At 69.3% G+C, this 12,015-nt stretch carries 13 protein-coding genes and 2 tRNA genes; 6 read left to right on the top strand and 9 right to left on the bottom strand.

Going from position 1 to position 12,015, the window contains the following annotated elements; genetic code table 11:
• Nucleotides 1-19 precede the first annotated feature (19 nt).
• Nucleotides 20-1,774 (bottom strand): hypothetical protein, encoded by a 1,755-nt coding sequence (locus ACWGSK_RS21735; protein WP_452456585.1) that lies wholly within the window; start codon nucleotides 1,772-1,774, stop codon nucleotides 20-22.
• 196 nt (nucleotides 1,775-1,970) lie between these two features.
• Here ACWGSK_RS21735 and ACWGSK_RS21730 point away from each other — a divergent pair, with 196 nt between their 5' ends.
• Both ACWGSK_RS21730 and ACWGSK_RS21725 read left to right on the top strand, forming a co-directional pair.
• Entirely contained in the window at nucleotides 1,971-2,318 is a 348-nt protein-coding gene (locus tag ACWGSK_RS21730) for a hypothetical protein (RefSeq protein ID WP_067603499.1), read from the top strand.
• Between the two features lie 182 nt (nucleotides 2,319-2,500).
• Nucleotides 2,501-3,025 carry a DUF6315 family protein gene (locus ACWGSK_RS21725; protein ID WP_358512926.1) on the top strand — a complete coding sequence of 175 codons (525 nt, stop codon included), beginning with the start codon at nucleotides 2,501-2,503 and terminating at the stop codon, nucleotides 3,023-3,025.
• A 72-nt stretch (nucleotides 3,026-3,097) separates the two neighbouring features.
• Here ACWGSK_RS21725 and ACWGSK_RS21720 read toward each other — a convergent pair whose 3' ends face one another.
• The 4 genes from ACWGSK_RS21720 to glsA form a co-directional block, all read right to left on the bottom strand.
• A complete protein-coding gene (locus ACWGSK_RS21720) occupies nucleotides 3,098-5,287 on the bottom strand; it encodes an ATP-dependent DNA helicase (protein ID WP_358512924.1) in 2,190 nt (729 codons plus the stop codon).
• 111 nt (nucleotides 5,288-5,398) lie between these two features.
• Nucleotides 5,399-5,872 (bottom strand): SRPBCC family protein, encoded by a 474-nt coding sequence (locus tag ACWGSK_RS21715; protein ID WP_358512922.1) that lies wholly within the window; start codon nucleotides 5,870-5,872, stop codon nucleotides 5,399-5,401.
• Complete coding sequence (locus ACWGSK_RS21710) at nucleotides 5,865-6,203, bottom strand: ArsR/SmtB family transcription factor (protein ID WP_067603438.1); 339 nt, start codon at nucleotides 6,201-6,203, stop codon at nucleotides 5,865-5,867. Before ACWGSK_RS21710 ends, ACWGSK_RS21715 begins: the two co-directional genes overlap by 8 nt.
• A gap of 94 nt (nucleotides 6,204-6,297) precedes the next feature.
• Complete coding sequence (gene glsA, locus ACWGSK_RS21705; RefSeq protein WP_452456584.1) at nucleotides 6,298-7,554, bottom strand: glutaminase A; 1,257 nt, start codon at nucleotides 7,552-7,554, stop codon at nucleotides 6,298-6,300.
• Nucleotides 7,555-7,725: 171 nt separating this feature from the next.
• Here glsA and ACWGSK_RS21700 point away from each other — a divergent pair, with 171 nt between their 5' ends.
• Nucleotides 7,726-8,175: an SRPBCC domain-containing protein gene (locus ACWGSK_RS21700; RefSeq protein ID WP_358512917.1), complete on the top strand. Its 450-nt coding sequence runs from the start codon at nucleotides 7,726-7,728 to the stop codon at nucleotides 8,173-8,175.
• Nucleotides 8,176-8,345: 170 nt separating this feature from the next.
• Here the strand turns inward: ACWGSK_RS21700 and ACWGSK_RS21695 are convergent, their stop codons facing one another.
• Nucleotides 8,346-8,963, bottom strand: coding sequence for a stage II sporulation protein M (locus ACWGSK_RS21695; protein ID WP_358512915.1), 618 nt, complete (start codon nucleotides 8,961-8,963; stop codon nucleotides 8,346-8,348).
• Between the two features lie 97 nt (nucleotides 8,964-9,060).
• Nucleotides 9,061-9,699: a hypothetical protein gene (locus ACWGSK_RS21690; RefSeq protein ID WP_452456583.1), complete on the bottom strand. Its 639-nt coding sequence runs from the start codon at nucleotides 9,697-9,699 to the stop codon at nucleotides 9,061-9,063.
• Nucleotides 9,700-9,856: 157 nt separating this feature from the next.
• On the opposite strand from ACWGSK_RS21690, the gene ACWGSK_RS21685 reads away from it, so the two are divergent.
• On the top strand, nucleotides 9,857-10,588 hold the full coding sequence (locus tag ACWGSK_RS21685) for a MerR family transcriptional regulator (protein WP_358512911.1): 732 nt from the start codon (nucleotides 9,857-9,859) through the stop codon (nucleotides 10,586-10,588).
• 173 nt (nucleotides 10,589-10,761) lie between these two features.
• On the opposite strand, the gene ACWGSK_RS21680 is transcribed toward ACWGSK_RS21685, so the two are convergent.
• Nucleotides 10,762-10,834 (bottom strand) — tRNA-Ala (locus ACWGSK_RS21680).
• A 165-nt stretch (nucleotides 10,835-10,999) separates the two neighbouring features.
• On the opposite strand from ACWGSK_RS21680, the gene ACWGSK_RS21675 reads away from it, so the two are divergent.
• Nucleotides 11,000-11,209 (top strand): hypothetical protein, encoded by a 210-nt coding sequence (locus tag ACWGSK_RS21675; RefSeq protein ID WP_358512909.1) that lies wholly within the window; start codon nucleotides 11,000-11,002, stop codon nucleotides 11,207-11,209.
• A gap of 248 nt (nucleotides 11,210-11,457) precedes the next feature.
• Here the strand turns inward: ACWGSK_RS21675 and ACWGSK_RS21670 are convergent.
• Nucleotides 11,458-11,530: transfer RNA gene (locus ACWGSK_RS21670), tRNA-Ala, on the bottom strand.
• A gap of 171 nt (nucleotides 11,531-11,701) precedes the next feature.
• Here ACWGSK_RS21670 and ACWGSK_RS21665 point away from each other — a divergent pair.
• Nucleotides 11,702-11,995, top strand: a complete 294-nt coding sequence (locus ACWGSK_RS21665) for a GroES family chaperonin (protein ID WP_304074500.1) — start codon at nucleotides 11,702-11,704, stop codon at nucleotides 11,993-11,995.
• The last annotated feature ends 20 nt before the right edge of the window (nucleotides 11,996-12,015 follow it).

Here is a 12,015-nt window from a genome sequence, read left to right as displayed (position 1 = left end):
AGGGCGAGGCCCCGCTGGTTCAGCGAGGTTCGTATCCGCCCGCGACCTGGGCCATGCGACGTTCCCCCTCGGTCACGCGGTAGGCCCCCTCCACCAGGGTGGGATCGGAGCCGGGTACGGGGGCGCCCGGGTCCGAGGGCGCGCCCTGCCCCACCGGAACGCTCTGGGGCCCGCTCGGCACACGCGCGGGTCCACCCTCGGTGTCGGGCGCCCGGTGTGCGCCCCGCACAGGGGCCATCGGAGCGGGCTGTGCCGGGGCCGCCGTCGGCGAGGCCGAAGGCACCCTCTCGCCTTGGCCCGGCAGCGCACCCGCGGCCAGGGTACGGACCAGGTCGCGCACCCCACCGGTGTCGTTGTCGTGCAGCAGGGTCTCCAGCAGGGACAGGGCCGCGCGCTGGTCACCGGGTTGTTCGCGCACGTGCCGCCACTGCGGTTCGGTGGCCGCGTCGGAGAGCATGAGCGTGCGGCCCACCTGACCCAGCGCGCTCAACAGCGCGGAGTCGTGCGGCAGCGCGGCCAACGCCACGTTGACCTGTTCGGCCTGCTCCTCGGGGTCGACCTCCTCCGCGGGCTGGGCACGCAGGAACTCCAGGATGTTCGGAGCCGGGGCCAGTGGCCGGACCGGGTTCATCCCGCGCACCATCGCACGCGCCTCCGCCAGGTCACCACCGATCTCCTCGGCCGCGCCGAGTTCGCCGATGAGACGTTCGGCCCGCAGAGCCGAGCATTCGGCGACCCAGTGGGCGCCTCGTCCCCCGGCCAGGCGGGTGGCGGTCAGCGCCATCTCCGCGCCGCGACGCGGCGCCCCCACCCGTTCGAAGTAGCGTGACCAGGTGGTCACCCGTACCCCCAGCCGCCAGTCGTTGCGCACGCTCCCCTGACAGACCAGGTTCTCCACGGCCTCGGCCCAGGTCGGGCGCAGGTTCGGGCAGGCCTCGGCCTCGTCGACGGTCGGCAGCAGGGCGATGGCCTTGCGAGCGTCGCACAGGCCCAAGCGGGCCAGCCAGGACAGCAGCCTGGCTCGCTCGAAGCGGATGGCGCGCGACAGCGCGGGACTGCGCGGGTTGGTGGCACCGCGTTCCTCACCCAGTTCGAGTTCGGCCTCCAACCGGTCCAGGGCGTCCAGGGCGTCGGTGTGCTTGTCCTGGTGCCGCAACGCCCTGACCAGAGCGAACACCCCTTCGGCTCCGAGCAGGGCCGGTCCGGTGGCGGTGTGTTCGTAGCGACGCAGCTCCGCCTCGGCGCGGTCGGCCTGTTCCTCGTCGATGAGCAGGTGCACCCGGGCCAGGGTGAACGCCGGCCAGGCCGGGGTGTCCTCCCAACCGGAGAGGCTGCGAGAGGAGAGCAGTTCACGCCGGATCCGCGTGGTCCCCCTGGAATCGATGTTGGCGTGACAGCGCACCAGCGAGGCCAACGCCGAGACCGGCATCGGCCCGTGTTCGTGCGGGCCTGGTTCGTCCTCGACGACGGCCCGCGCCTGATCGAGTGCGCGACGCCCCTCTCCGAGTGCCCCCACCCGCACCGCCAACGGCCAGTGCGCCAGGAAGAACAACGTCGGTGGTCCGAACACCCCCGGTACCGCGGCCTCCTGGTTCCCCGCCTCGGCGACCAGACGTCTTGCGACGCGCATCGCCGACCGGGCCGAAGCCTCCACCTTGACGGCGTCTCCCGCCTCGGTGAGCTGTGGCAATCGGATCACCGCCTCGGCCAGGTCGTCCTGTCCCGCGGCGCGTAGTCGGCGTGCCGTCTCCCCCGCCCAAGTCCACATCGGCATGTCTCTTCTCCCCCTGACTGAGCCGTGTGCCAACAGAACGTAGCAGCGCGGTGACCGAGCTGTCCGGAAAACGCGTGAAACCGGTGCAGCCTGGGCACTCCCGGGCCGATTCGTTCGTTGTTCCGGTGGTTAGAATCGCTGCCAAGCCGGCGCGAGACGCGGGAACGCAAACATGCATTAAGGGGACATGGCGCCGATGGGATGGCGAGACCGCTTCGGCCTTCGCAAGGCCAACCGCAAGGGAAAGACCCGGTTCGACCGGACCTCGGAGGACTCCGACATCAAGGCGTTGGTCGAGTTCGCCAAGAGCAGGGTCGGGGTGGAGTTCTTCGTCGAACCCGAGACCTTCGCGACCCGGACCACCGCGGTCGCCGTCGCCACCGATGGTGAGTGGATCCGGCGTCGCTGCGGCTCCCCCGACGTGATCCGCAAGGTCGCCAAGAGGCTGGCCACCCCCGCCTACGACGTGCAGATCGTCGGCTACCCCCAGAGGATGCGGGACTGGACCGCGCGCAACAAGAACCGGCCGTCCCTGGACGACTGAGCCCCCGCGAGCCGGCCGGCCGAACGTGAATCCGGACACCCCGAAGTCCGGCGGAGCCCGCACGAAACCCGTCGTCCGGTCATTTTGGGCATTGATGACGACTCCTTGCCGCGACTTCCTCCCCGAACGGGTTCCCTAACGACCTCCATTCGTCGCATACTCACCTGGGAGGGGGGACTCTGATGAAGCAGGATCTCACTGCCTTGTGTTGCGAATGCGGCATGGTTCGAGATGTGAGCGAGTACCGGAGCGTCGGTGAGGCGCAGTCCGCCTACGGGCTGGCCCGCTGCGTGGTCTGGCGCAAGTGCCGTTCGTGCGGCTACCGCACCTACCACGCCTACCTGCGTCCCGACGAGGACCGCGACGAGCTGGAGGACGCCCTACGGCTCGACGGGGCACTGGCCGCCGAGGCCCTCGACGAGGAGGTCGAGCAGCTCCGGCTGTGCGGGGTGGAGATCGGGCACGCCACGGTCCCGGCCATCTGGGACGGTCAGTCCGTGGGCATGGTGACCCAACGTCTCACCGACCACGCCTACTCGATCGTCCTCGACCCGGAATCCTCCGTGGTCTCCCGGCTCAAGCTCATCGACATGATGTGGAGCGAGCTCCTGGTCGGCGAACACGACGACCGTTGGCACATCCATGAGCCACAGGACGACTCCCCCGGCTACGCGGTCCGGTTGTTCGGTTACCGCACGCGCGGTTGATCGGCTCGTGAAGGTGATGGCCGGGCGCCGAAGGTGCCCGGCCTCCTTCCTGTCCGGATGCCCCTGAAGACCTCAGGCGGCGGGCTCGGTCTCGGCGGCGTCGGCCTTCTCCGCCAGTCGCCGCAGCGCGGCCCGGGCCACCTCCGGGTCGGCGGTGCCCCAGTACGGCGGCAGGGACGAGCGCAGGAATCCGCCGTAGCCCGCCGTGGCCAGGCGTGGGTCCAGCACGGCGATCACCCCCCGGTCGTCGGTGGAGCGCAGCAGTCGCCCGGTGCCCTGAGCCAACAGCAACGCGGCGTGGGTGGCCGACACCGCCAAAAACCCGTTGCCGCCGTGCGCGGAGATGGCGCGCTGGCGGGCCGAGGCCAGTGGGTCGTCGGGGCGGGGGAACGGGATCCGGTCCACGATGACCAACTGCAGCGCGGGGCCGGGGACGTCGACGCCCTGCCACAGCGACAGGGTGCCGAACAGGCAGGAGCGTTCGTCCTCGCTGAAGCGGCGCACCAGTTGTCCGGTGGAGTCCTCGCCCTGGCACAGGATGGTCTGGTCCAGGCGTTCGCGGAGTTCGTCGGTGGCCTGTTGGGCGGCTCGCATGGACGAGAACAGGCCCAGGGCACGCCCGTCGGAGGCCTCGATGAGTCCGGCGATCTCGTCCAGGTACTCCTTGGAGAGCCCGTCGCGTCCGGGTTTGGGCAGGTGCCGCGCGACGTAGAGGATGCCGCTGCGGGCGTGCTCGAAGGGTGAGCCGACGTCGAGTGCGCGCCAGCGTGGCTCGCCGGCGGCGCGGTGCGGACCTTCGCCTCCGGCGTCCTCCGCCGCACCATTCTCGTCCACGCCCGGCTCGACGCCCTCGGTGTCCTCGCCGGCGTCCTCGTCGGCGATCGCGGTGTCCCGACCGGTGCGTGGGGCGGGGTCGACCGGTGGGACCGGGGCGGGGGTCCGTCCGGCCGCGAGGTCGGCGGCTTCCTGTGCCACCTCGCGGCCCAGCCCCCATTGGCGGGCCAGGGCGGTGAAGTCGCCGCCCAGGGTGAGGGTGGCGGAGGTGAGCACGACGGTGCGGTCGCCGAAGAGCTTCTCTCGCAGCAGTCCGCCCACCCCGAGCGGGGCGACGCTGAGCGATGGCGGTTTGGAGGGAGCCTTGGTCAGCCAGACCACCTCGGTGCGGTCGCGCAGCGCAGGTTCATAGGACTCCAGGATCCGCTCCGCCGCCTCGCGCACCTCCCCCAGGGCGGCCAGGGCCAGTTTGCGTTCGGAGGCCGCCTCGGGTTCGAGTTCGCCCGGGTTGGGGCCGATCGCGGTGACGCAGGCGGCCGAGGCGTCGCGGACGGCGGCGACCGCGCCGGCCAATCCGTCGTCGATGTGGTCGAGGCGGCCCTCGCCGACCTCGGTGAACATCAGGGCCAGGCCGTCCCCGCTCTCGGCGAGCCGTTCGGAGATACCCGGCTCGACCAGGCGGGCCGCGCGCTTGGCCGCAATGGAAACGGCCCGTTCGCCGAGCACACCGGTGGCCACCGAGGTGGCGCGGTCGACGAGTTCGTGCGCCTCGTCGATCATGATCGTGTCGTGCTCGGGCATGAGGTGGTAGCCCTGCGCCATGTCGATGGAGAGCATGGCGTGGTTGGTGACCACCACGTCGACGCTGGTGGTGGCCTCGCGGGCGAACTCGGCGAAGCACTCCTGGCCGAAGGCGCACACCCGCGCGCCCATGCACTCGTTGCCGCCCACGGACACCTGGCGCCAGGCCAGGTCGCCGACGCCGGGAACGATCTCGTCGCGGTCGCCGGTGGTGGTGTCCTCGGCCCACTCGTGCAGGCGCGCCACCTGACGACCCACCGACGACAGCTGCCTGGGGTCGAAGAGCTCGGCGCCCTCGGAGTCCTCGTCCACCCCGCTCTGGAGGCGGTGCCGGCACAGGTAGTTGCGTCGGCCCTTGAGCACCGCGAACGTGGGTTCGCGTGGCAGCAATGGGGAGAGCGCGGCGGCCAATCGTGGCAGGTCCCGGTCGATGAGCTGGTTCTGCAGCGCGATGGTGGCCGTGGAGATGACCACGGGCTTCTTGGTCGCCATCGCGCGTCTGACGGCGGGCACCAGGTACGCCAAGGACTTACCGGTGCCGGTGCCGGCCTGGACCACCAGGTGTTCGCGTTGCTCGACGGCCGTGGCCACTGCCTCGGCCATGGTCTGTTGTCCCTCTCGGCTGCTGCCGCCCAAGGCCTTGACGGCCGCGTCGAGCAGGGTGGGAACGTCGGGGAGATCTGCCACGCGTCGACATTACCCGGCCGGGACGACGGTTTCGGCGTTGTCCACAGGACCGACACCGACGCCGACCCCGGGGTGTCCACGTCGGACGCCCCGGGGTGGTGCGGGCCGGTCTCAGCCCAGGGAACGCAGAACCTCGGCCAACTTGTCCATGGACTCCTCCATGCCGGACTCCATGCCGGAGGCGAGCATCCCGTCGCGGTCCTCGATCGACTGGTACAGGGCCACGGCCTGGTACTTCGTGCGTCCGTCCACCTCGGTCAGGGTGAGCGTCTCCAGGGAGACGTGGCCGGGCATGCCCTCGAACTCGAAGGTGCGCACGACCCGCTCGGGCTCCTGGACGTCGTGGTGCACGCCACGGAAGGCGTAGACCGCGCCGTCGGGCGCCTTCTCGCTGATCCGCCACGGGGTTCCGGTGCGCACCTCGGTCGGGTCGACCTCGGTGGTGGTGGCGTCCAGGCCGAACCAGCGGCCGACGAGTTCGGGCTCGGTGACCGCGCGCCAGACCAGCTCGCGCGGAGCGTCGAAGGTGCGGGTGATGAGGATGTCCTGACGTCCCGGTTCGGCGACGACCTTGAGGTCACTCATGGTTGCTCTCTCCCTCGATCCTGCGTAGTTCCTCGTCAAGGCGGGTGAAGCGTTCCTCCCACCGGTCCCGGTAACGGTCGACCCAGCGGTCGACCTCCACCAGGGGCGCGGGTTCCAGCCGACAGGGACGCCACTGGGCGTCACGCCCCCGGGTGATGAGTCCGGCCCTCTCCAGGACCTTCAGGTGCTTGGAGACCGCTTGAAGACTCATGTCGAACGGTTCCGCCAGTTCGTTGACGGTGGCCTCGCCTCCGGCCAGGCGGGCGAGGATCTCCCGACGGGTCGGGTCCGCCAGCGCGGCGAACGTGAGACTGAGCGGATCGTCCGCCATAACCTTATTCAACCTTCCAGTTGATCAACCACTAGGTTGATTATGCGCCGAAGGCGTACCCGTGGTCAAGGGGTACCGCGGCCCCGCTTCCAGGTCAGCCTTGGCGGACACCGCGAGGATCGCTCACCGCGGTGTCCACGCCCGCGTCGGCCAGTTCGTCCAGTTCGGCCGCGAAGAGCGTGCGGGCCGCGTCGCTGAAACCGGAGACCTTGTCCAACTCGACCATCACCGTTCGCACCCGAGAGTCGTCGATCACCTCGGCCAACCGTGACACCACCTGTTCCGCGGCGAGGAAGTCGATCTCCCCGCACAGGCGCACGTCCAGCGTGCCGCCCGAACGACTCACGCTGTGCACCGGTGACGGCGGTTCCGAGGGTGTCTGGAGCATGTGCAGGTCGTAGTCGTCGGAGAGCCGTTCGAGGGCCGCCACCCCGCGCACACTGTTGCCCGCGTCGTCCAGGGGCGGGCTGAACACACCGACCCCGAACGCGCCCGGCGCGGACGCCAGGATGCCACCGCTCACCCCGCTCTTGGCCGGAATGCCCACGCGCAGCCCCCACTCCCCCGCCCGGTCGTACATGCCACAGCTCGACATGATCGACAGGGCGTGCCGCGCCGTGCGCTGGGACACCACCCGTTCCCCGGTGAGGGGGTTGACCCCGCCCACGGCCAGGGTCACGGCCATGACGGCCAGGTCCATCACCGTGACGCTCAACGAGCACTGGCGGAAGTAGTCCTGCACGGCCTCCTCCACCGAGCCGACCAGCACTCCCCCGGACAGGCTGAGGTAGCCCAGCGCCCGGTTGCGGTGCCCCGTCTCCGACTCGGACCGGTGCACCTGCTCGTCCACCATCAGTTCCCGCCCGGCGAAGGCCGACAGCACCGACCGGATGTGCTCGAAGCGCACGCCTTGCTCCCCGGTGCCCACCAGGGAGGTCGTCACGATCGCGCCGGCATTGATCATCGGGTTCTCCGGGCGGCCCCGCTCGTCGAGGCTGATCGCGTTGAACGGCTCACCGCTGGGTTCGGCCCCCACGTGTTCGTGCACGTCGTCCAGTCCGCGTTCCTCCACGGCCAACGCGTAGACGAACGGCTTGGAGATCGACTGCATGGTGAAGAGCCGTTCCGACTCGCCCACCGCGTAGACACGACCGTGCGGGCTGACCGCGGCGATCCCGAAGGTGTCGGGGTCGGCGTGGGCGAGTTCGGGGATGTAGTCGGCCACCTCCCCCTCGGACATGCCCGTGACCTCGTCCTGGATCTTCTCCAGGACTCCCATGACGGGGCTGTCGTCCTCCATGGCCCGGTGGGCTTGGGCATTGCGGGAGTGTCCGTTCACGGGGTGGTCCATACGACCAGTCTAGGAAGGTCCGCGACTCGTTCCCATGCCGTCGTTTCCGTGTCGACCAGGCGGGGAGCGCCTGGTGCGGGGTGCGGGCGACCGCGACGACCCGTGTCCGCTCCATCCGGACCCGGCGCGAGGGGCTGTGTCAACCGATCCTCGACGGTTTACCCTGACCGCATGAACGAGCGAGTGGACCGTGCCGAACGACGGATCGAGGCCTCCCTCCCGGAGGTGTACCGGGCTCTGGTGGAGCCGGAGAGCCTCGTGGAGTGGTTGCCGCCGGAGGGCATGACGGGCCGGTTCGAGCGTTTCGACCCCTCCGGATACCGGATGGTGCTGACCTACCGCGAACCCGGGCACGGCAAATCCTCGCAGGACACCGACGTCGTCGAGACGGAGTTCGTGGAGCGGGTCCCGGGCGAGCGCGTCGTCCAGCGGATCGTCTTCGACGCCCCGGACCCGGACTTCGCGGGCACCATGACGATGAGCTGGCTGCTGTCGGAGGCCGACGGGGGCACGTTGGTGGTCGTCGAGGCACGGAACGTCCCGCCGGGCATCTCCCCGAGCGACCACGAGGCGGGATTGGCGTCGTCCCTGGCCGGCCTGGCCGCCCACGTCACCGGCTGACCCCACCGAACCGTACCTGTCGTCCTGGCCGCACCCTCGTGCGTACGGCGTACCCAGCGGATGAGCGCACCGTACTCCCACGGCGTGGCCAAGGAGGAAGACCGTGCGGCCCCACAACACCCCGAACGCGATGTTCGGCATGCTCGACGGCGAACGACCGGCCTCGGGGGTCAGCCCACGACAAGGGGCGGAACGAGGTAGATGAGCTCGAAGGCCTCGTAGATCGCGCCGAGGACGAACAACACCAGGGCGGGCAGGCCCAGCCATCCGGCCCGTCGCAGTCCGCGTACGTAACCCTGCCGGCGGTTGTGGGCACCGACCGTCCCCGGGCGCAGCCAGGCCTTTCCGAGGACGTAGGCGGCGAACATGACCAGGATGTAGGCCTGGAACTCGATGAGGATCGTCAGCGAATGCGGGATCAGGAGCTTCGCCGTGACCGTGTCGACCGGGGCGAGGGTCACCCCGAAGTGGAACGCCCGGTAGGTGAACAGGAGGATCCCGGCGAAGGGCACCACCATCGAGGGCAGCAGGATCGTCAGCGCTGCGACCGTCACCACGTTCACCGCGAAGATGGTCAGGGCGAACAACCAGACGTTGTCGAGCAGGCTCACCACCAACCCCGCCGTCCCGTCATCCTCCATAGACGTGACCTGGGCGGCGTTCAGGTCGGGGAAGACCAGCGCCGTCCCCATACCGAGGAGGAACAGGCCGTACATGAGCACGTTCAACACGAGGTAGGCGCGCAGGTCGGCGCGGATGATCCGGAAGGGTTCGCGAAGGGCTCGCATGTGCTCTGCTCCCTGGCTGAGTCGATCGGTGAACCGGACTTCGTGTACGGCTCACCCGCAGCTCAGACCATGACCTCGGGGCAGGGTCAAGCACCGGTCAGGCACTGCCGTCCAGTAGCGGGTTCCAGCGCAGCCGTGTGGCCCGCTCGACCGCGGCCGTCGAGGCGCACAGGGCGAGCAGGGAGTTGAGCCCGATGGACAGGCCGATGGGCGAGGTGAAGGTGCCCAGTCGTTCGGCCACCGGAGGCACCGCGGCGAGCGCTTCGACGATCTGGAGGACGATGAGGGCGACCGAGGTGAAGAGCACGGACAGCGACAGCGCTCCGATCAGGCGACTCAGCACCGGATGCTCACGGTCGAACCTTGCACGGCGCCCCTCCGCCGAACGCTCGTCGGGCACGAGCCGGCTCGCGGCCCCTTCCTCGGTGACGTAGTGGCAGCGCTTGAGGCCGAAGGACGTGGGCACCACCTCGATGGTTCCTCCCTCCACGGGGAAGGCCGCGGGCAGCTTGGAGTGGGCGTGGTGCTCACCGTCACGGTAGAGGTGGGCCTTGCCGTGTCCGTCATCCGTCAGAACCCGTTGCCAGTAGGGGACGTCTACGGCGTAGACCACCGGGCGCCCCTCGCCGTTCGTCACGGAAAGGTAGAACAGGGCACGGGAAAGCATCTGCCACGGGCGGAAACGCTTCAACGAACGCCCGTTGCCGGCTTTGATCTGATGCGGATTCCGGACCATTTCGGGCTCCCCACCCTCGCGAAGGTCAACGGCCGCGTGGATCGTCCCCACGGGCCCGGGACCATCGGACAGTGTGCCCTGGGGGCAGGGTCAAGTACTTGACCCTGCCCCCAGGGCACACTGTCCGATAGGGGAAAGTACACGAAGGAGGTCTCACATGGCGTGGAGCACGCGGCAGCTCGCCGAACTGGCCGGCACGACGGTGAAGGCCGTGCGGTACTACCACCGGATCGGGTTGTTGGAGGTGCCCGCGCGAACGTCGAACGGCTACAAGCAATACGAGGTCGCGCACCTGATCCGGCTTCTTCAGATCAAGCGGCTGAGCGACCTGGGGATCCCGCTGTCGGAGGTGGCGGCGATGGAGCACCCGGATGAGGCGCCCGAGGAGGCGATCCGCGCGCTGGACGCGGAACTGGAGGCGACCGTCAACCGACTCAACCGCGTGCGGGAGGAATTGGCGCTCATCCTGCGTCACCGCGCCCCGGCCTACGTCCCGACCGCCTTCGCCCCGATCTCCCGAGGCTTCTCCGAACGGCAACGGTCGTTGCTGATGGTCTATTCGAGTGTCCTCAGCGAGGAGTCCCTGAGGGGGTTTCGCGAGATGCTCGGTGAACCGTCCGACACCGACGAGGAGTTCGAGGCGTTGCCTCCGGACGCGGACGATGCCACGATCGACCGCCTCGCCTCACGCATGCTGCCGTTCGTCGAGAACTCTCGTGAGCGGCATCCATGGGCGCAGGACCCGGCGGCGGACGCGCCGGGCGGTACCCGGCGGGCCGAACAGACGATGGCCGAGGCGATGGTGCAGCTGTACAACCCCGCCCAGTTGCGGGTCCTGAAGCGTTTGCACGACCTCCTCACGGAGACCGACCGCGACACCCCGAGCTGAACTCCCAGAGGAAACGACGAAGGCGACCTTGCGAACGCGCTCGCAGGGTCGCCCTGAGTGTGCGAGCCCCGGCGAGCACACACCGGGGGTCTGGGGGTCGCCCCCAGGAGAAACAACGGAACGACCCGGCAAGGAGGACGAAGTCCCCCGAGCAGAGTCGTTCCGGAGTGAAGTGGAGCTATGGGGATTCGAACCCCAGACCTCCTCCATGCCATGGAGGCGCGCTACCAACTGCGCCATAGCCCCGTGAAGCCGTACTTCCGATCCTAGCGGACGCGCGGGGGTGGGTCGGACGTGTTCCAGGGCACGTCCGCGCGACGGAGGCGGTGGGCCTACGCCGGCATCCCCTCACCCGGTCCGTCCGGGGCCGGGCCGACACGAAGTTCTATCCTGGCCGAGAGAGGTGATGTCATGCCCGAGAACCCCCAGGCGAGAGCACTGCTGCGGTGGGAGGAGCACGGAGCTCCGTGGCGCGTGGCCGAGCGGACCCCCACCAGCGTCACCGTGTCCCTGTTGACCTGCGACGACGGCACCGAGGTGGATCGTCTGGTCTCTTCGGACCCCGAGTTCCTGGCCCTGGTCGCCCGCCGGCTGGAGGACCCCGAGTCAGGCTTCGACTGAGCCCGCCCCCGCCGCTCAGCGCGACCCCGACCGCAGGGGGTTACCTCGGGGGGTTCGGGGGGTCGCCCCCCCGAAAACACGAAGGACGACCCGGAAAGGAGGACGAAGCCCCCCGAGCAGAGTCGCCCTGAGTGTGCGAGCCCCGGCGAGCACACACCGGGGGTCTGGGGGTCGCCCCCTAGGAGAAACAACGGAACGACCCGGCAAGGAGGACGAAGTCCCCCGAGCAGGGTCGTTCCAGAGTGAAGTGGAGCTATGGGGATTCGAACCCCAGACCTCCTCCATGCCATGGAGGCGCGCTACCAACTGCGCCATAGCCCCTGGTCTGCCGGACGGTTTCCCCGCTCGGCATGTGAATACTGTACCGGATTCCAAGGGTGGGTCGAACCGAGGTCGAACGTTGGTCGACCTCCCGGTGACGCTCCGGGTGGGTCGGCCCCTGGTGGGGGTGAATATCCTGGGGATGTGCCCGAATCCAAACTTGAAATCCAGATGCTCCATGATCGCCTGTTGGTCAAGGCGATCCCGGACAAGAGTGAGCGGCGCAGTAGCGCGGGTCTGGTCATCCCCGACACGGTGAAGTTGGCGACGCGGCTGGCCTGGGGCGAGGTTCGTGGCGCCGGAACCGGCGCCCGCCATGTGAAGACCGGTGATCGTGTGCTCTTCGATCCGGAGGAGCAGGGCGAGGTCGAGTTGAACGGCGAGCGGTACGTGATCTTGCGGGAGCGGGACGTGCACGCGATCGCGAACGAGGCCCCCGAGCGGGGCACCGGTCTGTACCTTTAGTCGTCGTTTCGGGGTCGGGG

The sequence above is a fragment of the Nocardiopsis sp. NPDC055551 genome (assembly GCF_053619415.1).
This window is presented reverse-complemented; position numbering and strand designations above follow the sequence as displayed.